This window comes from Rhizobium sp. BK376, from assembly GCF_004341625.1.
GTDB lineage: Bacteria > Pseudomonadota > Alphaproteobacteria > Rhizobiales > Rhizobiaceae > Rhizobium.
The window spans coordinates 81,563-100,793 of sequence record NZ_SLZG01000016.1 but is presented as its reverse complement, the minus strand read 5'-3'; the positions used below and the strand labels follow the sequence as shown (position 1 = coordinate 100,793).

Genomic DNA, 19,231 nt, shown 5'->3' with positions numbered 1-19,231 from the left:
GTCGATCGGAAATGCCCGTTACGCGGGCATTTCCGGGGGCTGAGCGGACTAAGCCGCCTTTTTGGTGGTAGCGGCCCGCTTCCGCGGAGCTTTCACCGGTGCAGCCTCGAGGGGAACGAGGCGTTGAACCTCGTCTGCGAGCAGCCGCGCATTGTGCTGCGCCTTGTCCAGGTTGCTGACGCCTTGCGGGTTCATCATGGAGATTGTTCCGCCGGCATTGAACATGTCGCGGAACGCTGCACGCTCGATCAGGGCCGTGTCGAGCACGTGGACCTTCTGCCGTGCCAGCATGGCCTTCACGGTCAGCAGCGCTCTTGTCGTGATGATGGAACTGACGCGAGTCAAGACGACGGAGTGTGCGATCCTGATATCGCACTTCGCCTCCAGCTCTTTCAGGATTTCAAGCACCTGCGCACCACCGACGGCATCCATTGCACAACCTTGAACCGGCACGAAAACATGGTCGGACAGGCCGATCGCTTTTGCGAGCAGGGGGCTGAGGCCACCTGGCAGGTCGACGATGATATAGTCCATCTTTTTCTTGAGCGTCTTGATGCTCTGCTCGATAGAGCTTTCATCTATATCCGAAACGACCGTGAAATTTACAGCCGCGGCGGAAAGCCTGCTCCAACGCGAGACCCACTGTTGCGGGTCGGCATCGACGACAGCGACCCGCTTATTTTGGCGTGCGAGTTCGTCTGCTAGAACGAGTGCGACGGTCGTTTTGCCGGCGCCCCCCTTGGTATTTGCAAATGTAATAACTGGCATGTTCACCCTCAGAGACCGTTGACTAGAACCAACCATCGCGGTGAGCAGGTGGAAAACGTCCCCTGCTTTGCAGTCCTCACTTTGATGATCTGCGGATGCTTCAGGAGGAACCTTGCCTGACGCTTGATTATTCTCTCAACGACAGGTTTTACTTCCTAATTTCCCGAGCCGACATCGACGGTCGGATCAAACCGATCTTGATGAGCATTGTTTCGGTCTTGCTTGAGGGGTGTTGTGCGTGCCCGCGTCCGAATCGGGAGCACACGCAACGTCTTAGCCGCCTGCAAAAATCGTAGGGACCGCTATGTCAGATCGGCCTTTGTTGTCGGGTGCTGACGACCGATCATCCGCTCATTTTTCAATCATCGGGATTGATCAGGATCGCCCGCAAATCATTGACGTTCGTTCCGGTCGGGCCGGGAACGAAGAGGTCGTCGATCGCATTGAAGGCGGACCAGGCGTCATTGTTGCGAAGCATCACTGCCGGATCGATGCCTGTCGAGCGCAGGCGTGCGACCGTGCCTGCATCCGCAAAAGCGCCGGCATTATCCTCGCTGCCGTCGATGCCGTCGGTATCGGCGGCCATGGCATGGATGCCGGCATGGCCATCGATGTCAATCGCCAGCGACAGCAGGAATTCCGAGTTGCGTCCGCCCTTGCCCTTGCCGGTCAGCGTCACCGTCGTCTCGCCGCCCGACAGAAGCACGATCGGCTTTGTGAAGGGACGGTCGCGATGAAGGATCTCGCGGGCGATCGCGGCATGCATATGGGCCGCCTCGCGCGCCTCACCCTCGATGGCATCGGAAAGGATCGCCGCTTCGATACCGGCCTTGCGGGCGGTCTCCGCTGCGGCCTCCAGCGAGACGCCGGCAGAAGCGATGACGTGGACTTCGTTGCGCGCAAAACGCGGATCGTCCGTCCGCGGCGCGTCCGCTTCGGCTTTTTCCATGTGAGCCATGACGGCAGCCGGCAGCTCGATCTTGTAGAGGCGGATCAGGTCGAGCGCTTCGCCGCGCGTGCCGGCGCCGGGAACGGTCGGGCCGGAAGCAACGAGAGCGGGATCGTCACCTGGAATATCGGACACGACCAGCGATACGACGCGCGCGGGATAGGCCGCCGCGGCAAGCCGGCCGCCCTTGATCGTCGACAGATGCTTCCGGATGACGTTCATGGTGGCGATCGGCGCACCCGAGGCGAGAAGCGCCTTGTTGACAGCGATCTCGTCTTCCAGCGTCAGGTCGCCGGCGGGAGAGGGCAAAAGAGCCGAACCTCCGCCGGAGATCAGCGCAATCACCAGGTCGTCTTCCGTCAGGCCCTCGACAAGCTTCAGCAGGCGGCGCGATGCCACAAGGCCTGCTGCATCGGGAACGGGATGGGAGGCCTCGATGATTTCGATATGCTCGCATTTGGTCGCAAAGCCGTAGCGGGTGACGACCAGCCCTTCGAGCGGCCCGTCCCAGCATTGCTCAAGGGCGGCAGCCATCTGCGCCGACCCTTTGCCCGCGCCGATGACGACAGTGCGACCCTTGGGCTTTGCGGGCAGATTGGCGCGTATGCCTGTCAACGGATTGGCGGCTTCAACAGCGGCATCGAAAAGGGAGGTGAGGAAGGCACGCGCATCGGCAAGGGTCATGATCTCGTCACTCATCTGTGGAAATCAGGCGGATGGGTATACTGACTATCAGCCGTCATTCCCCTTTGGCAACCGGTCATCGCCCTGATGCTGACAATGCGTCACAAGAGACGTCGCCCCTCGGCATCGAAGAACCGCCTGTCCGCGGGTGAGCAGCCAAGGTGAACCGGCTCGCCGGCGGCGATCGGAGCGGATGAGCGGTATTCGACCGTAACCGACTGGCCATCCTCCAGCTGGCAATACAGATATTGCGTTCCTCCGAGATACTCCGAAAAATCCACCTTGGCCGGCAAGGCTTCTGCTCCGCCTGCGCAAAGCGTAAAATGTTCGGGACGGATACCGAATGTCAGCTTGTCGCCCGGCAACAGACTGCCTGCCGTGATTGCAGACGACAGCCGGTTGGCGCCGAGGCGTATTGCCCCATCGCTGTCCCAAGTGGCTTGCAGGAGGTTCATTCGTGGTGAACCGATGAAGCCGGCCACGAAGATATTCGCGGGGTCCTCATAGACTTCCCGTGGCGTTCCGGTCTGCTCGATCCGACCGTCACGCAGGACGACGATCTTGTCAGCCAGCGTCATGGCCTCGGTCTGATCATGCGTCACATAGATCATCGTGTTGCCGAGCTCGCGATGCAGGCGGGCGATCTCGATACGCATCGAGACACGCAGTTCCGCATCCAGGTTCGACAGTGGCTCATCGAAGAGGAAGACATCCGGCTTGCGCACGATGGCGCGGCCGATCGCGACACGTTGGCGCTGGCCGCCGGATAGCTGGCCCGGCCGGCGTTCCAGAAGATGGTCGATCTTCAGGATCGAGGACGCTGCCTTGACGCGCATGCCGATTTCGGCCGCCTGCGTCCGCGCCATCTTGAGGCCGAAGGCGAGATTTTCGCGAACGCTCATGTGTGGGTAGAGCGCGTAGGACTGGAAGACCATGGCGATGCCGCGGTCGGAGGGATCGAGATCAGTGACATTGCGCCCCTTGATCTCGATCTCGCCATCCGTCACGTCTTCAAGACCGGCAATCATGCGAAGCAATGTCGACTTGCCGCAACCGGACGGGCCGACGAAGACGACAAAGGAGCCCTCGGCGATCTCGAGATCGATGCCGTGGATCACCTCAAGGCTGCCGAAATTTTTGCGGATATCGGTCAGCACTACACCGGTATCGGCCATCTTACTCACCGTGACGTTCGCCCGCTCGAACCCAGACGAGCATCTCGCCGGGCTGCCTGTTGTCCCAGAAAGGATAGGGCACGAAGCGCACCGTGGCATCCCTGGTCTTGGGCGGCGTGGTCCGGTAGAGTGCATTGCCCCAGTCCGCCTCGTCGCGCCTGACGGGAAGATCGAGCGCGATGGCCCCGCGCAGCCCTGCGATTTCGCTTGTCGTTGCCCTGGACACGTCGCCTGCGAGTTCGATGCCGTTGAGACCTGCGCCGTTGTCTGTCGCCTCGACGCAATAGACCATTGGGCCGCGCATGAGCGCGGTACGGCCCGCATCCTGGCGCACGAGCGGGTTGGCGAAAAGTGCTCGCGTTTCAAGCGGAATATTGAGATCGACGTTGTCGCCGCTCTTCCATTCACGTTCGATGCGGGCATAGCCGTCGACGCTTATGGACTGGATATCGACGGTTTCGCCGTTGACCTTGAGCGCCGACCCATCCGCCCATTCCGGGATCCGGAGCGAGAGGGCAAAGCGCGCAGGTTTGTCAGTCGTGACATCGAAGCGGATCGCACCGTCCCAGGGATAGTTGGTCTTCTGCGCGAGCTCTACTCTTGCCCCGGCAAGCTCGAAGCGGGCCTTGCTTTCGCCGTAGAGGTGCACCGCGATCTCGTCTTCGGCGATCGCATACATATAGGAGCCGACGGAGGCGAGCAGACGGGCGATGTTCGGCGGGCAGCAGGGGCAATGGTGCCAGACCCAGCGGTGATGCTTGCCGGCGCTTTCGAGCGGGTTCTCATAGAAGAACGTCTTGCCATCGAGCGAAAGTCCGGCCATCGCGCCGTTATAGAGCGCCTGTTCCATGACATCAGCATAGCGCCGGTTCGGGCCGCGGCCGAGCATGCGGTTCGCCCAGAAAACCAGACCGACGGAGGCGCAGGTCTCCGCATAGGCGCTTTCGTTCGGCAAATCGTAATAGTCGGTGAAGCCTTCGTTGGCCGCCGCGGGGCCGATGCCGCCGGTCACATACATCTGCTTCGTCGTCAGGTCGTCCCACAGTGTCTCCAGCGCCGCGGTCAGGCTGTCGTCATTGTACTCAGTGGCGATATCGGCCATGCCGGAATAGAGATACATCGCGCGCACGGCGTGGCCGACGACCTTCTTCTGCTCGCGCACCGGCTGATGCGCCTGTCCATACTGATAGGTCTTCTGGTGGAAGTCGGCCGCGTCACGTCCGTCACGGACGGCTTCCGCGGTGAAGAAATGCGGCTCGGTGCCGCGTTCGTCGATGAAGTATTTCGAGAGATCAAGATACTTCTTCTCGCCGGTTACGCGGGCAAGCTTGATCAGGGCCAACTCGATCTCCTCGTGGCCGCAATAGCCGGCAATCTGGCCCTCGCCACGCCCGAAGATCTTGATCATGTAGTCGGCGTAGCGGCTCATGATATCCAAGAGCTTGCGCTTTCCGGTCGCTTGATAGTAGGCGACGGCGCCCTCGATGAGGTGGCCGGCGCAGTAGAGCTCGTGATGATCGCGCAGATTGGTCCAGCGGCGATCGGGTTGGACACGCTGGAACCAGGCATTCAGATAACCGTCTTCGTCCTGCATCTTCTCGTAGAGGTCGATGATCGCATCGACGCGAGCCTCGAGCTCGGGATTGGCGCGACGATAAAGCGAGTAGGCGACAGTCTCGATCGATTTTCCAAGGTCGCTGTCCCAAAACATCTGGGTCGTGCCGCCCCAGGGCTGAATGGGTATGACGATGCCCGGGCTTGGTTGGCTGACGTCGATCGCCCGCACCATGCCGGCTTCGACACAGCGGTCGAGCAATGTCTTCGCGGTTGAGTCACAGATGGCGTCCTGGCGGTCGCCGAAGAGGCCGTAGAGATCGACGCTGGGAACGGGGAGGGGACGGAACTGGCGGTCTCTCGTGGTGTTTGTCATGGTTTCATCCATTTCTCTTGAAAGTCATTTCACTGCGCCGGCCATCAGCCCGCGCATGTAGTAGCGTTGCAGAAGCAGGAAGACGATGAGGCAAGGGATCGTCATGACAACGACACCGGCTTGGACCGCGCCCCAGTTGATGGCGCCAAGACGCCCGGCGCGCACGGCCGTCATCAAAACGGGCAGTGTGTATTTCTCGTTGCTGGAGAGCAGGACGAGAGCGGCGAGGAACTCGTTCCAGGCGTTCAGAAAGGCGAAGATCGCAACGGTGGCGACGCCCGGCAAGACAAGTGGCAGCAGCACGCGGGCAAGCAGCCTCAGGTCACGCGCGCCATCGATCCGGGCCGCTTCCTCGATCTCCTTCGGCACGGCGTCGAAGGCGTTGCGCATCATGAAGACGGAGAAGGGAAGCTGCAGCGTCACGTAGACGAGCGTCAGCCCCAGCAGCGAATTGTTCAATCCGAGCCTTGCGAGGATGATAAAGAGCGGCGTGAGGATCGACTGAAACGGGATCATCAGCGTTGCGATAATCAGCACGAACAGCATGTTCTTCAGCGGGAACCGGTAGCGGGAGAAGCCATAGCCGGCCAGCAGGCTCACCGCGACGGTCAGGACGACGGTCGCGATCGAGACCACCAGCGAGTTCAGTGTATGGCGCCAGATGCCAGCCCCGAACGTATCCAGCAGCTTATAGGAATCGATGCTGAATCCCGTTGTCGGCCAGGGTGGCAGGGGCGCAAGGCTTGCCTCTGTGCCATGCCGGAAAGACGACAGGAAAGTAATGATGAACGGTGCCGCAAAGAAGATCGATACGACGATTCCGATGACATGATAGGTTGTGTTGGCGCGAAGGGCCTTGCGGGCGCGGCGCTGTTTGGAAAGGCTCATGGCCGTTCCTCCCCGACCCTGAGCAGCCAGAGCTGCGCAACGCTGATGATGACGAGAATGGCGAGCAGCGCGATCGAGAGGGCGGCACCGTAGCCGAGATTGAAGGACACGAATGACTGGATGAAGATGTAGTAGACGACGGAGATCATCCGGTTCTGCGGTCCGCCCGATGTCATGATGTAGAACTGGTCAAAGGCAAGGATCGAACCCGTCACCGAGACGATGAGCGCGAGCGCAATGGTCTTGCGCATCAGCGGCAGCGTCAGATGGCGGAAGCGTTGCCAGCGGCCAGCGCCGTCGATGCGAGCCGCTTCCGTCAGTTCTGATGGAATCGCCTGCAAGCCGGTCAGGAGGATGACCATGGTGAACCCGGCGATCTTCCAGACGACCATGACGATGACGGTCAGGAATGCCGTGTCGAAGCTCGCCAGCAGATTGGGGTTTTTCTCGACCAGGCCGAGCGCCTTCAATGCCGGGCCGATGAAGCCGCTGTCGACGTTGGCGAGCCATACCCAAAGCAGCGATGCGGTGGCGAGGCCGACGACAACGGGCAGGAAGATGATCGTTCGATAGGTGCTGACGAAGCGCCGTTCGCGCTCTACGAAGATCGCGAGCGGAAATGCGATGGCGAAGATCGCGATCGTCACGACGATCGTATAATTGGCGGTGAAGCCCAGAGCGGTCATGAAGCGGTTGTCGTGCAACATACGGGTATAGTTCGCAAAGCCGATCCAGCGCGAGGCGCCCATCAAGGGCCAGTTGTGCAGGCTCATCCAGCCGGTGAAGATGACAGGTATGACGAAAAACACGATCACCAGCGCCATGGCAGGGGCGATGTAGAAAAGCCCGCGCCAACCCGCCTTCCTGCGTCTTCGTCGACGCACAGGCGACGCATCTGTTCGACCGGCAGCGGTCATTTGAACACTCCGCATGATGGATGAGAAATCGACCGGAAGGCTGCCACACCCTCCGGCCACGGCCGGGAGAGACTTATTGGCCGCTGTCTATGATCGACTGCATTTCCGACTGTGCATTGGCAAATGCGCCGTCGACGTCATCGCTGAACATTGCTGCGTTGGTGAAAGTCGCCCAGGGGCCGTTGGCGCTGTTGATCAGGTCGTTGAACTGCAGCGTATAGGGCGTCTTTGCGACCGAAATCGCCTTCAGGCCGACCTGCATTCTGGGATCGAGCCCCTCAAGCACCTTGTCGGCGATATCACCGCGTGTCGGCAGACTGCCGTATTTTGCCATGATCTTCTGGCCGTCCATTGAATAGATATATTCAAGGAAATCCTTCACTGCCGCGATCTTCTTCGTCCCCTTGGTGATGACGAAGTTGTCGCCGCCAGCAAATGAGGACGGCTTGCCGTTGACGCCAGGGATCAGCGTCACGCCGAAATTGATGTCCGGATGCTGCGTCACCAGCGTGCCGATCGCAAAGGCGCCGAGGCTCTGCTGGCCGATCTTGCCGTTGGTGAAGGTCAGGAAGTTTGCGCCGTTGTCGCTGGCAGCGCCGGCAGGCACGAGGTCCTTCTTGATCATGTCGCGATAGTATCCGACCGCCTTTCGCATTTCAGGCGTATCGAGCGTTGCCTTCTTACCATCATCGGAAAGGATATCCGCGCCGGCACCCCAGATGAGGGGTGTGAAGGTGAAGATCATGCAGCCGCCGCAACCGCCGCCGGAGAAGTAGAAGCCGTAGGTATCATCCCCAAGCTTGCGGATCTTTTCGGCATTGGATTCGATCTCGTCCCAGGTGGTCGGCGCCCTGTCCGGATCGAGACCCGCTTTCTTGTAGAGATCCTTGTTCCAGGCGAATACGGAGGTCTCGACCGAAAGAGGCAGGCCATAGATGTGGCCTTGGTAAGTCCCCAAGCGAACATGCGATGGCGAAAGCGAATTGAAATAGGGCAGGCTCTTTGCCCAGTCCGTCAGGTCTTCAAGCTGGCCGGCAGCGGCAAAGGCCGGTGTATAAATAAGGTCCATCGAAAGCGCATCGGGCGCCTGGCCGCCGGCAATCGCGGTCGCATATTTCTGCACCAGTTCCGAGAAGGGGACTTCCGTCGCCTCCACCTTGTTGTTGTGACTGGCGTTATAGCCCTCGACGACCTTCTTGAAAGAGTCTCCGATGCCGGACCGGACCCACATCTGAATGGTTTCGCCCGCCGAAGCGGCTGATACCAGGCATAAGGTCGCGATGCCGGTCGCGGCCAGTAGACGCTTGATCATGACATTCCTCCCGTTGTGGCGCGTCTCCTTCGCGCCGTTTCCCAATTCCCCTTAGGGGCTTTCATCGGCCCCGCATGATTGCCGCACGACGAGTCGGCACGGCAGTTTCCTGACACCCGGCTCGACCTGACGCCCCTCCGCAAGCGCAAGAACAGTCAGGCCCGCCTGTCGCCCAAGCTCCTTCAACTCCATGTCGACAGTCGTTAGCGGCGGCCTTGTCTGGTCGGCGACGATTTCCCAATTGTCGAAACCGACCACCGACACCTCCTGCGGGACACGAACGCCGCGTTCCCGAAGCGCGTCGATCACCCCGCGGGCGATCTGGTCGTTGCCGCAGAAGATGCCATCCGGCTTATCGTCTTCGCGGCTCCATGTCTTTTCAACGGCCTCATGTCCCCAACTCTCGGACCAAGCGCCGAACATTACAGGCTCACTTTCGCCTGCCACCTTGCAGAAAGCATTGGCACGCTCCCGCACCGAGAAGAATTGCTCCGGGCCGGTAATATGCAACAAACGGCGACGTCCGCATTTCATCAGCCATTCGGTGGCAAGCGTTGCGCCCTGGGCGTCATCCGACCGAAACGTCACGCTCTCCTGATCTCCCTCGGTGAAGGCGTAGACCACCGGAACGGACAGGTTCGACAGATCGACAGGTAACCGTCTATCCACGCGCTTTCCCGTCGCGATAATCCCGTCGACCTGCTTGTCGAGCATGGCGTCCACGTGGATCTGACCGAGCGCCGGATCATCCTCGATCGCACACAGAAAGACAGACACGCCATGATCGACAAGAGCGTCGGACACCCCGGCCATCAGGGGCAGGGTGAATCGCCCATAGGTATCGTTCGTCAGAAGACCGATCGTGAAACTGCGTTTGCTGAGCAACCCACGCGCCAGCGCATTCGGCCGGAACCCAATTTCGCTCGCAACTCGCTTTACCCGCTCCCGCGTCTCGTCCGCCATGCGGCCAGTGTCGTTGAGTGCCTTCGATGCTGTCGAAATACTGACATCCGCAGCCGCAGCTACGTCGTGGATCGTAATTCGCCCGAGCTTTCCTCCTTTTGTGTTCAGCCTATCCTCCTGAATTTTCGATTGAGAAAACCTTTTCTCATTGTCGCTGTCAAGTGGGAAAAGGTTTTTTCACCTCAAGATCAAAACTATGGTAGGCGACCGGCTTTCGGTGAGGCCGGACGCGCTCGGTAAATCTTTTTTGAACCGGCAGATGACACCAGGAGAGACGCTTGCCGCTGACAAGGGCTGGTTGCGTCTGTTATGTCCCAAGGGAGCAGGCGAGGTCTCGTGATCGCTCGCAGCAGCAAACGCCAGGAGTTTAGGAATGACCGATTCGTCCGAATATACGCCCCCGAAGATCTGGACCTGGAATAAGGAAAGCGGAGGCCGGTTTGCCAATATCAACCGCCCGATCGCTGGACCGACGCATGACAAGGAACTGCCGATCGGCCGTCATCCCCTCCAGCTGTATTCGCTGGGAACGCCGAACGGCGTGAAGGTCACCATCATGCTGGAAGAGCTGCTGGCGCTTGGCCACAACGGTGCGGAATACGACGCGTGGCTGATCAAGATCGGCGATGGCGACCAGTTCGGTAGCGGTTTCGTCGACATCAACCCGAATTCCAAGATACCGGCGCTGATGGACCGCAGCAGCGAAAAGCCGATCCGCGTTTTCGAATCCGGTTCAATCCTGATGTATCTCGCGGAAAAGTTCGGCGAATTCCTGCCGACTGACCCGGCCAAGCGCGCAGAATGCCTGTCTTGGCTGTTCTGGCAGATGGGCAGCGCGCCCTATCTCGGCGGCGGCTTTGGCCATTTCTATGCCTATGCGCCGTCGAAGATCGAATATGCAATCGACCGTTTCGCGATGGAAGTGAAGCGCCAGCTCGATGTGCTCGATCGCCGCCTTGCGGAAAGCGAATATATGGCGGGAGCAGAATACACCATTGCCGACATCGCAATCTGGCCCTGGTATGGCGGTCTCGTGAAGGGATGGCAGTATGGCGCTGCGGAATTCCTGCAGGTCGAAAGCTACGAGAATGTTCAGCGCTGGGCGAATCTGATCGGCGATCGGCCGGCAGTGAAGCGCGGGCGCATGGTCAACCGCGTCTCCGGCGAACCGTCAAGCCAGTTGCATGAACGTCACGACGCCAACGATTTCGATACAAAGACCCAGGACAAGCTGGCGGCAGGGAACTGACCGTTCCCAATCGAATCGAATGGACGGTTGTCGCAAGGGCGATCGTCCATCTAACCGCGCAGCCTGAATAGGGTTGCGCGGCGCCGGTTTGGAATTCCATCCAATCAGCTATTGAGCGGCGCTCAAGCGATCCGCTGCTGGCTTTGCGGATCGAAATAAACGGCCTTGTCGAGATTGAATGCCAGGCGCGCATTCTGTCCGGGCGCTATGCGGGCATCGGCTCTTAGGCGGGCGACAACTTCCTTGTTGCCGAGCTTCGTTACCGCGAACGTATCGGAGCCTGCCGGCTCCACAACGTCGATCAGGCAGTCGCTTTCAACGAGCGAACGGGCGTTCTTGTCCGCACCGTCAGTGTCGGTCAGCGCTTCGGGGCGTATGCCGAATATGATCTGCTTCCCGGAATAGGACGACAGGCCCGAGACATGCGTCGCCGGCAATCGTATTGGCTGAGCATCGGGCCGCGGCAGCGAAACATGAAGGTCGTTGCCGGAGCCCTCAACCGTTGCAGTTAGAAGGTTCATGGCGGGCGATCCCATGAAGTCAGCCACAAAGAGATTGGCCGGGTTATTGTATATCTCGGCGGGCGTTCCGAACTGCTGCACTTCCCCGTCGCGCATCACGGCGATCTTGGTGGCGAGGGTCATCGCCTCGATCTGGTCGTGGGTGACATAGACGATGGACGTTCCAGTCGCCGCATGCAGACGCTTGATTTCGATGCGCATGTCTACGCGCAGTTTGGCATCGAGATTGGACAGCGGTTCGTCGAACAGGAACAGTTTGGGATCGCGAACGAGGGCCCGCCCCATCGCCACGCGCTGGCGCTGGCCGCCGGAGAGCTGGCTCGGCTTGCGGTCGAGCAGATGGCTGATCTGCAGCACTTTCGCGACTTTATCGATCGCCTTCTTGCGCTCGTCTGCGGGGACGCCGCGCATCTCCATGCCGAAGGATATGTTTCCCGCGACGGTCATGTTGGGATAGAGCGCATAGCTCTGGAACACCATTGCGATATCGCGCTTGGAGGGATGCAGATCGCCGATGGCGCGGCCGTCGACACGGATCTCGCCTTCGGTGACTGTTTCCAGACCCGCAATGGTATTCAGCAACGTGGATTTGCCGCAACCCGAGGGGCCGACGAGCACGAGAAAGCCGCCCTTCTCCAGCTCGAGATTGATCCCCTTGAGGATTTCCAGGGAGCCGAAGCGCTTCCGAAGACCAGAAATTTCGAGGAAAGCCATGGGTTATCCTTTGACGGCGCCTGCCATCAGTCCGCGCACGAAGTAGCGGCCGGCGACGACATAGACGATAAGAGTGGGCATGGCTGCGATCATCGCCGCTGCCATATTGACGTTGTATTCGACCACGCCGGTCGATGTGTTGACGACGTTGTTCAATGCGACGGTCATGGGCATGGAATCCCCGGTCCCGGCGTAAGCCGAGGCAAAGAGGAAGTCGTTCCAGATGTTGGTGAACTGGTAGATGACCGTCACCACGATGATCGGAACCGAATTCGGAAGCACGATCCGCCGGAAGATCTGGAAGAAGCCTGCGCCGTCCACCTGGGCAGCCTTGATCAGCTCGGTGGGGAAGGCTTCATAGAAATTGCGGAAGAACAGGGTCGTGAAGCCGAGACCATAGACGACATGCACGAAGACGAGATTGACGGTCGGATTGCCGAAGCCGAAAGTGAAACCAGTGGCACCCTGCAGCGTACCACCGAAGCGTCCAAGGCTGCCGAGGATCGTCGCCATCGGCAGCAGCACCGACTGGAAAGGGATGAAGCAGGCAAACAGCATCAGTCCGAACACCAGCGTGTGGCCGCGGAAACGCCATTTGGTCAGCACGTAGCCGTTCAACGCGCCGAGCAATGTGGAGATCAACACTGCGGGAACCACCATCTTGATGGAGTTCCAGAAGTAGCCCTTGATGCCGGCGCAGGTCAGGCCGACGCAGGCCTGGTCCCAGGCCTTGATCCAAGGCTCGATGGTCGCCGATGTCGGCAGCGCCAACATATTGCCGTTCTGGATCTCGTCCATCGTCTTGAATGAGGTCACCAGCATGACGAACAGCGGCATCAGGTAGACGATCGCGAAGAGAAGGAGGAGCCCGTAAATCACGATCCGGTTGAGCAATCTCATTCTGCTGAGGTGACGTCCGGCGTCCGAAGATATGGCGACGCTCATCGTGCTTTCTCCCGAAGCTCGGAATAGAGATAGGGAACGATGATGGCGGTGATCGTCATCAGCATGATGATGGCGCTGGCCGATCCCACTGCCATCTCATTTCGCTTGAAGGTGTATTCGTACATGAAGTTCGAGGGCAGCCATGCCGATCCGCCCGGCCCGCCGCTCGTGAGCGCGACCACCAGGTCGTATGATTTGATTGCCATGTGGGCGAGCACGATAAAGGCCGAAAGGAAGATCGGCCGCAGAAGCGGGATGATGATGCGTCGATAGAGCTGAAACGGGGTTGCGCCATCGATCTGCGCCGCTTTCAAGATCTCCCCATCGATGCCGCGCAAGCCTGCCAGGAACATGGCCATGACGAAGCCGGAAGCCTGCCATACGCCGGCGATGACGACCGTGTAGATCACGAAGTCCTTGTTCTTTATCCAGTCGAAGTGAAAACTGGTCCAGCCCCAGTGATGCAGCGTTTGCTCCAGTCCGAGACCGGGATCGAGAAACCATTTCCAGGCAACGCCGGTCACGATGAAGGACAGCGCCATCGGATAGAGATAGATCGGCCGGAGTACGCCTTCGCCGCGGATCTTCTGATCAAGCAGGATTGCGAGCAGAAGGCCGAGCGCCAGGCAGATGCCGATATAGAGTAGGCCGAAGATGGCCATGTTGGTGATCGAGGTATACCAACTGGACGGAGGATCGCTCTCGAACGTCCAGCCCCAAAGTCTTTGATAGGCGCGCGCGCCCGTCAGCGTGTAGTTGGGGAAAGTCTTGGAGTTGGTGAAGGAGAGATAAGCGGTCCAGACGATGAAGCCGTAGACGAAAAACAGCGTTATCAGAAAGCTGGGCGCGAGCACGATCTTCGGCAGCGCATTCTGCATTCGCGTACGGATGGAATTTCGCTGAGCACGCTCCGGTGTCAGGCTGATTTGGGGGCTTGTAACGGTGCTCATTGATATCATCCCCTCCCAGGGACTTGGTCGCTTGAACTCCCCCGCGTGAAGCGGGGGAGAAGCCGTTCGCAGAGGAGAAGCTTACTTGGCGTCGTCGATTGCCTTGACCAGCTCGGTAACCGCCTGGTCGGATGTCTTGATCTGGCCGTGGACGAACTTGGACACGACGTCCTTGTAGGCATTGGCAACGGCAGGTGGTGCGCCGTAGCCCTGGGCCAGCGAGCCGAAAAGAGTGCCGCCGCTGTTGGCAGCCTTCAGGTCGGCCATGCCCTTCTTGCCGCAAGCGTCGAAAGCGGTGTCAGGCACGTCAGTGCGGGCCGGGACCGATCCCTTTACGACGTTGAATGCCGACTGGAAGCTCTTCGAGAGTGTCGCTGTCGCCAGAGCAACCTGAGCTGCCTTGCGGTCTGCCGGCACGTTGAACATGCCGAACATGTCCGAGTTGTAGATCACGCTGCCTTCGGTGCCCGGGAAGCGGTAGCAAAGGAAGTCCTTATCCGGGGTCTTCTTGGCTGCGACGAATTCGCCCTTGGCCCAATCGCCCATGACCTGGACGAGAGCGTCGCCCTTGATGACCATTGCGGTTGCAAGGTTCCAATCGCGGCCGGAGAAGTTCGGATCGACATACTTGATGATCGTTGCGAGGTTGTCGAAGGACTTCTTCATCGTGTCGGACTTCAGCGAATCCTCATCGAGATCGTTGAAAGCCTTCTTGTAGAATTCCGGTCCACCCGTCGAAAGAACGATCGAGTCGAACATCGTGGCTTCCTGCCAGTTCTGGCCGCCGAGCGCGAGCGGAACGACGCCTGCAGCCTTCGCCTTGTCAAGCAACGCGATCAGATCGTCGAAAGTCTTCGGCTGCGTGCCGCCGATCTTGTCCATGACGGCCTTGTTGATCCAAAGCCAGTTGACGGAGTGCACGTTGACCGGTGCGGCAACCCATTTGCCGTCATAGACGGAAAATTTCTGCAGAGCCGCCGGAACGGCCTTGTCCCAGCCTTCCTTCTTGGCGGTCTCGGTCAGGTCGCCCATGACGCCGGCCTGTGCATAGTCGAGAACGGTGTATCCGAGCATCTGCGATGCCGTCGGATAAGTGCCCGCTGCGACCATCGCCTTCAGCGCGGTCATGGCAGCGTCGCCGCCGCCGCCCGCGACAGGCACGTCCTTCCACGCAAAGCCTTCCTTGGCCAGATCGCCCTTGAGCACGTTGAGCGCCGCTGCTTCGCCGCCCGACGTCCACCAGTGAAGCATCTGGACTTCCTTGACGTCAGCCGCATGAGCTGCGCCGCAGCCCGCCGCCATCAGCGCTGCTATTGCCGTTGTTACCATGAACTTGCGCATCGTAATCCTCCCGTTTGCAAGTCGTCCAAGCGAAGGCAATCCTTCGCTCCCCTCAAAGCCGTCCCGCGTTCAGCGGGAAGCAATTCTCCCAGCGCGGCCTCACTCACCGCAAAAATATTTAAAACGTTATAAATTCTCGGAAGTCAAGTCCCCGTCGGCCATTTCAGCGATTCTGTTAAATCATTGATAAGATGAAATATTTCTGCAAATAATTTCCGTGATGCCACGGAGATTCGCGTTGGTAAACCACCGCAAACGTTTCTGCAAATGCATTTGCACTTACCGGCCGAACGGCGTACAAAGCGGTTAATTCGATGCTGGCCGAGTATTCCCTTGAAAGACACCCCCGGAAGATCGGCGTCCTCCCCGGCGCCCGTACGCAAAAGCACCAAGCCGACGCTCCGCACGATTTCCGAAATGACTGGGTTTGCTGTTACGACGGTCTCCCGGGCGCTTGGAAACGCTCCGCAGATTTCGGTCGAAACGCGAAAGCGGGTTCATGAGGTCGCAGCCCAGATCGGCTATCTGCCTGACCGCGCCGCGCAACGCCTGAAAACCGGCAAGACGAACGTCATCGGCGTCCTGCTCGATCCGCACGAGGAAATCCTCGGCTACGGCATTTCTCTCATGCATGGATTGGCCAAGGCGCTGAAGGACACACCCTATCATCTCATCATCACGCCCAACTTCATAAATGGCAGCAATGTCGATGCCGTGCGCTATCTTGTGCGCAACGGCATGGCGGACGGGCTGATATTTTCCCGGACCGAGCCTTTTGACCCGCGCGTTCGGCTGCTGCTCGAAACCGGTTTCCCCTTCGTCACCCACGGAAGGACGGAGTTCACGACCGAGCACCCCTATGTTGATTTCGACAATTTCAGTTTCGCTTACGAGGCGACTAAGCGCTTGATTTCGCGTGGTCGGCAAAGGCCAATGATCATTCTCCCCCCGAGAAGACTGACTTTCTCGCAGCACATGCTGCACGGTTTCATGACGGCTGTTCGCGAAGCGGGAGTTGATTACGAAATCCCCGAGGAAATCAATCTGGACTGTCCCGTGGACCAGATCAGAGATTTCATGAGTCGGCGGGCAGCGCAGCCGAATGCGCCTGACGGGTTTGCCTGTGGGGGCGAGGTCTCGGCGCTGGCGACCATAACCGGGATGGGCGACCACGGTCTGACACTGGGCAAGGAATATGATGTCGTTGCCAAGCGCACTTCGAAATTGTTGAGCCAGATCCAGCCCAAGGTCGAGACCATCTACGAAGACCTGACCGATACTGGTGAGCGGATGGGGCGCGTCCTGCTTGCCAGAATTGCGCGTGATGCCACGACCGAAATGCAGGTTTTGCTGAAACCTCAATTCAGCTTTCCGATGTGGGCTGGCGCTGTTTAGCATCGCTTTTGTCCCGATCTGTGATCGATGGCGTCATCCCATTCCGTACACGCTCGCAAGGCTGGTCATCCGACGAGCGGCGAGCTCCGGCCTGTCCAGAACATTGGCTTTGTCGGCCAGCCGGAAAATGTCGGCGTAGTGGAGAATCCCGCGCGCCGATTGCAGGCCGGCAGGCATCGAGAAGTGAGACTGGTGACCATTCAGCCAGGCGAGAAAGACGACGCCGGCCTTGTAGTACTGTGTCGGCGCCTCGAATATCTTTCTCGACAGCGGGACGGTGGGTTCGATCACGGATCGGAATTTTGAAATGTCGCCGTCTGCCAGCAATGCGAGCGCTTTCGACGCTGAGGGCGCCACGGCGTCGAAGATGCCAAGAAGCGCATGGCTATAGCGTTTGCCATCGCCTTCGATCAGTTCGGCGTAGTTGAAATCGTCGCCGGTGAAACAGAGCACGCCTACCGGGAGGTTGTTGCGAAGACGAACTTCCTTCTCGTTGTCGAGAAGCGAGATCTTGATGCCTTCCACTTTGCTTTTGTTCTCGGCGATGATCGAGAGCACACATTCCAGGGCCGGCTCGAACTGCTGGCTGCCCCAATAACCCCTCAGGTTCGGATCGAACATATCGCCCAGCCAGTGCAGAACAACCTTGTCCTTTGCCTGGGAAAGAATGCGTCCGTAAACCTTGCCGTAGTCGTCTGCAGACTTTGCAACTCTGGCAAGCGCGCGGCTGGCCATCATGATCGCGCGACCGCCGTTCTTTTCCACGAATTCGATCTGGGTTTCGTATGCCTTGATGATGTCATCAAGCGATCTGGCGTCCGCTGCGGGAAGGTGGTCCGTTCCTGCTCCGCACGCGAGGTCGGCGCCTTCTATATGCCTTGCCTCGGCGAGCGACCGGCCGATCAGTTCCTGCGCGCCGGCCCAATCAAGGCCCATCCCTCGTTGTGACGTGTCCATTGCTTCGGCAATCCTGAAACCCAGGCTCCAGAGATGGCGGCGAAAAGCGATCGTCGCATCCCAGTCGATCGCCGGGCGGTCCCAGGGATCGGTCTCTGCCTTGGGGTCGGACACGACATGGGCGGCGGCATAGGCGATGCGATTGAAAACCGGCGGTCGGGAAGGTCGCTCTATCGGTGTGCCGACAAGCCGATATTCCTCGACGGAACCGTCGGCAGCGGGAAGATTTACTGTCAGCGTCACGGTGCTCCTCCTCATCGTCGACTGGTGAAATAATTTAGAACGTTCCAAATAGCAAGAGGATTTTTCCGAACGGATGGCCGAGTTTTCGGCACATCAGATAGGGAGAGTCATCGTTATTTTTGGATTTAATGCAGTTGCATCAGATAGATAATTGTTTCGAAATTTCCAAGAATGCTATTAGTTGTTCTTTTGGGCCGTGATCTCTTGACTTATATGGAACGTTCCAATTAATTAATAGCCGTAATTGGCGATCACTGAAGGAGGAGGTCCGTGGCGAAGGGGCGCGTTACCGTCGTGGATATTGCGAAGGCTGCCGGCGTATCGAAGTCGACGGTCTCGCTGGTTCTGCAGGGGTCGCCGCTGGTCAACGAGGGCACTCGGGCAAAGGTCACTGCGACAATGCGCGATCTTGGCTATGTCTATAACAGGGGTGCGGCCAGTCTCAGGCAGGCAAACGGCAGGTCGAAGATCATCGGCATTGTCGTGAATGATCTGACCAACAGCTTCTTTGCGGAGCTTGCCGTGGGCGTCGACATGGTCGTTCAGTCTGCCGGGTTCGTCCAGTTCCTTTCCAACACCGGCGAGAGCATCGATCGCCAGCGTGAAGTGATTGCGTCGATGCGGGAGCACGGGATTTCGGGTCTCATCGTTTCGCCGGCACGCGCGACCGAAGCGGCTGATCTCAAGCCGCTGGTCGCCGCTGGAATTCCGGTTGTCGTTGCGGTTCGAAACGTGCCGGGAACCAAGGTCTCGTCCATCGTTTCCGACAATCGCGCGGGGACCTATGCCGCGGTCGAACATCTCGCGTCACTCGGCCATCGACGGGTCGCTTTCCTCGGCGGGTTTCCTGATACGGCCGTGTTCGACGAAAGGCTGGATGGCTACCGCGAGGCGCTGTCGGCCGCAGGGCTGGAAAGCCCCCCGGAGCTTGTCATCTCCTCGGCGCCTTCCAGGGCAGGTGGCGTGGACGCGATTGGTCGAGCTCTGTCTATACCGGACAGGCCTACCGCGGCGGTCTGCTTCAACGACGCGGTTGCCTTCGGCGTCTGTGACGGGTTGCGTGCACGCAGAATGGAACCCGGCCGCGATTTCGCGGTCGTCGGGTTTGACGATGTCATCGAGGCGAAGACCGCAGTTCCGGCTCTCACGACGATATCGGTCGATCCGCAGGGCATGGGCAGGCGCGCGGCCCAGCTGCTGCTGAAGCAGATCAATGCCGGGAAGGCCGATGCGGAATCGATCGTGAATTCAGTGCGGCTCGTCATCCGAGAGAGCTGCGGCGCCAAACAGAAGCAGTCGGAGAGGAAGTTGGCGTGATTCTGCGGCACGG

Annotated in this window: 16 protein-coding genes; 3 read left to right on the top strand and 13 right to left on the bottom strand. The window is 59.4% G+C overall.

Going from position 1 to position 19,231, the window contains the following annotated elements; translation table 11 throughout:
- Positions 1-48: 48 nt before the first annotated feature.
- The 8 genes from EV561_RS27155 to EV561_RS27120 form a co-directional block, all read right to left on the bottom strand.
- Positions 49-768 carry a ParA family protein gene (locus EV561_RS27155; protein WP_132526368.1) on the bottom strand — a complete coding sequence of 240 codons (720 nt, stop codon included), beginning with the start codon at positions 766-768 and terminating at the stop codon, positions 49-51.
- 358 nt (positions 769-1,126) lie between these two features.
- Entirely contained in the window at positions 1,127-2,401 is a 1,275-nt protein-coding gene (locus tag EV561_RS27150; RefSeq protein ID WP_132526472.1) for a glycerate kinase, read from the bottom strand.
- 101 nt (positions 2,402-2,502) lie between these two features.
- Positions 2,503-3,576, bottom strand: a complete 1,074-nt coding sequence (ugpC, locus tag EV561_RS27145; RefSeq protein ID WP_132526366.1) for a sn-glycerol-3-phosphate ABC transporter ATP-binding protein UgpC — start codon at positions 3,574-3,576, stop codon at positions 2,503-2,505.
- 1 nt (position 3,577) lies between these two features.
- Complete coding sequence (locus EV561_RS27140; RefSeq protein WP_132526364.1) at positions 3,578-5,506, bottom strand: glycoside hydrolase family 127 protein; 1,929 nt, start codon at positions 5,504-5,506, stop codon at positions 3,578-3,580.
- Between the two features lie 24 nt (positions 5,507-5,530).
- A complete protein-coding gene (locus EV561_RS27135) occupies positions 5,531-6,394 on the bottom strand; it encodes a carbohydrate ABC transporter permease (protein WP_132526362.1) in 864 nt (287 codons plus the stop codon).
- Positions 6,391-7,311 (bottom strand): sugar ABC transporter permease, encoded by a 921-nt coding sequence (locus EV561_RS27130; RefSeq protein ID WP_132526360.1) that lies wholly within the window; start codon positions 7,309-7,311, stop codon positions 6,391-6,393. Before EV561_RS27130 ends, EV561_RS27135 begins: the two co-directional genes overlap by 4 nt.
- A 73-nt stretch (positions 7,312-7,384) precedes the next feature.
- Positions 7,385-8,623 (bottom strand): sugar ABC transporter substrate-binding protein, encoded by a 1,239-nt coding sequence (locus tag EV561_RS27125; RefSeq protein WP_132526358.1) that lies wholly within the window; start codon positions 8,621-8,623, stop codon positions 7,385-7,387.
- A 51-nt stretch (positions 8,624-8,674) separates the two neighbouring features.
- On the bottom strand, positions 8,675-9,709 hold the full coding sequence (locus tag EV561_RS27120) for a LacI family DNA-binding transcriptional regulator (RefSeq protein ID WP_348633757.1): 1,035 nt from the start codon (positions 9,707-9,709) through the stop codon (positions 8,675-8,677).
- Positions 9,710-9,959: 250 nt separating this feature from the next.
- Between EV561_RS27120 and yghU the strand changes: the two genes are divergently transcribed.
- A complete protein-coding gene (gene yghU, locus EV561_RS27115) occupies positions 9,960-10,835 on the top strand; it encodes a glutathione-dependent disulfide-bond oxidoreductase (protein ID WP_132526354.1) in 876 nt (291 codons plus the stop codon).
- Between the two features lie 122 nt (positions 10,836-10,957).
- Here the strand turns inward: yghU and EV561_RS27110 are convergent, their stop codons facing one another.
- From EV561_RS27110 to EV561_RS27095, 4 genes are all read right to left on the bottom strand, one after another.
- Positions 10,958-12,070: an ABC transporter ATP-binding protein gene (locus EV561_RS27110; protein WP_132526352.1), complete on the bottom strand. Its 1,113-nt coding sequence runs from the start codon at positions 12,068-12,070 to the stop codon at positions 10,958-10,960.
- 3 nt (positions 12,071-12,073) lie between these two features.
- Positions 12,074-13,015, bottom strand: a complete 942-nt coding sequence (locus EV561_RS27105; protein ID WP_132526350.1) for a carbohydrate ABC transporter permease — start codon at positions 13,013-13,015, stop codon at positions 12,074-12,076.
- On the bottom strand, positions 13,012-13,965 hold the full coding sequence (locus tag EV561_RS27100) for a sugar ABC transporter permease (RefSeq protein ID WP_132526348.1): 954 nt from the start codon (positions 13,963-13,965) through the stop codon (positions 13,012-13,014). The genes EV561_RS27105 and EV561_RS27100 overlap by 4 nt, the downstream gene beginning before the upstream one ends.
- A gap of 81 nt (positions 13,966-14,046) precedes the next feature.
- A complete protein-coding gene (locus EV561_RS27095; protein ID WP_132526346.1) occupies positions 14,047-15,306 on the bottom strand; it encodes an ABC transporter substrate-binding protein in 1,260 nt (419 codons plus the stop codon).
- A 267-nt stretch (positions 15,307-15,573) separates the two neighbouring features.
- Between EV561_RS27095 and EV561_RS27090 the strand changes: the two genes are divergently transcribed.
- Entirely contained in the window at positions 15,574-16,701 is a 1,128-nt protein-coding gene (locus EV561_RS27090; protein WP_132526344.1) for a LacI family transcriptional regulator, read from the top strand.
- A gap of 33 nt (positions 16,702-16,734) precedes the next feature.
- Here the strand turns inward: EV561_RS27090 and EV561_RS27085 are convergent, their stop codons facing one another.
- Positions 16,735-17,901 (bottom strand): dihydrodipicolinate synthase family protein, encoded by a 1,167-nt coding sequence (locus tag EV561_RS27085; RefSeq protein ID WP_245512963.1) that lies wholly within the window; start codon positions 17,899-17,901, stop codon positions 16,735-16,737.
- A gap of 270 nt (positions 17,902-18,171) precedes the next feature.
- On the opposite strand from EV561_RS27085, the gene EV561_RS27080 reads away from it, so the two are divergent.
- Positions 18,172-19,218 carry a LacI family DNA-binding transcriptional regulator gene (locus tag EV561_RS27080; RefSeq protein WP_132526340.1) on the top strand — a complete coding sequence of 349 codons (1,047 nt, stop codon included), beginning with the start codon at positions 18,172-18,174 and terminating at the stop codon, positions 19,216-19,218.
- Positions 19,219-19,231: the final 13 nt, after the last annotated feature.

Coding starts and splice junctions, on each gene's coding strand:
- EV561_RS27140 (WP_132526364.1), bottom strand. CDS start 5,506: ATGACAAACACCACGAGAGACCGCCAGTTCCGTCCCCTCCCCGTTCCC.
- EV561_RS27155 (WP_132526368.1), bottom strand. CDS start 768: ATGCCAGTTATTACATTTGCAAATACCAAGGGGGGCGCCGGCAAAACG.
- EV561_RS27135 (WP_132526362.1), bottom strand. CDS start 6,394: ATGAGCCTTTCCAAACAGCGCCGCGCCCGCAAGGCCCTTCGCGCCAAC.
- EV561_RS27100 (WP_132526348.1), bottom strand. CDS start 13,965: ATGAGCACCGTTACAAGCCCCCAAATCAGCCTGACACCGGAGCGTGCT.
- yghU (WP_132526354.1), top strand. CDS start 9,960: ATGACCGATTCGTCCGAATATACGCCCCCGAAGATCTGGACCTGGAAT.
- EV561_RS27105 (WP_132526350.1), bottom strand. CDS start 13,015: ATGAGCGTCGCCATATCTTCGGACGCCGGACGTCACCTCAGCAGAATG.
- EV561_RS27130 (WP_132526360.1), bottom strand. CDS start 7,311: ATGACCGCTGCCGGTCGAACAGATGCGTCGCCTGTGCGTCGACGAAGA.
- EV561_RS27110 (WP_132526352.1), bottom strand. CDS start 12,070: ATGGCTTTCCTCGAAATTTCTGGTCTTCGGAAGCGCTTCGGCTCCCTG.
- EV561_RS27090 (WP_132526344.1), top strand. CDS start 15,574: ATGCATTTGCACTTACCGGCCGAACGGCGTACAAAGCGGTTAATTCGA.
- EV561_RS27125 (WP_132526358.1), bottom strand. CDS start 8,623: ATGATCAAGCGTCTACTGGCCGCGACCGGCATCGCGACCTTATGCCTG.
- ugpC (WP_132526366.1), bottom strand. CDS start 3,576: ATGGCCGATACCGGTGTAGTGCTGACCGATATCCGCAAAAATTTCGGC.
- EV561_RS27095 (WP_132526346.1), bottom strand. CDS start 15,306: ATGCGCAAGTTCATGGTAACAACGGCAATAGCAGCGCTGATGGCGGCG.
- EV561_RS27150 (WP_132526472.1), bottom strand. CDS start 2,401: ATGACCCTTGCCGATGCGCGTGCCTTCCTCACCTCCCTTTTCGATGCC.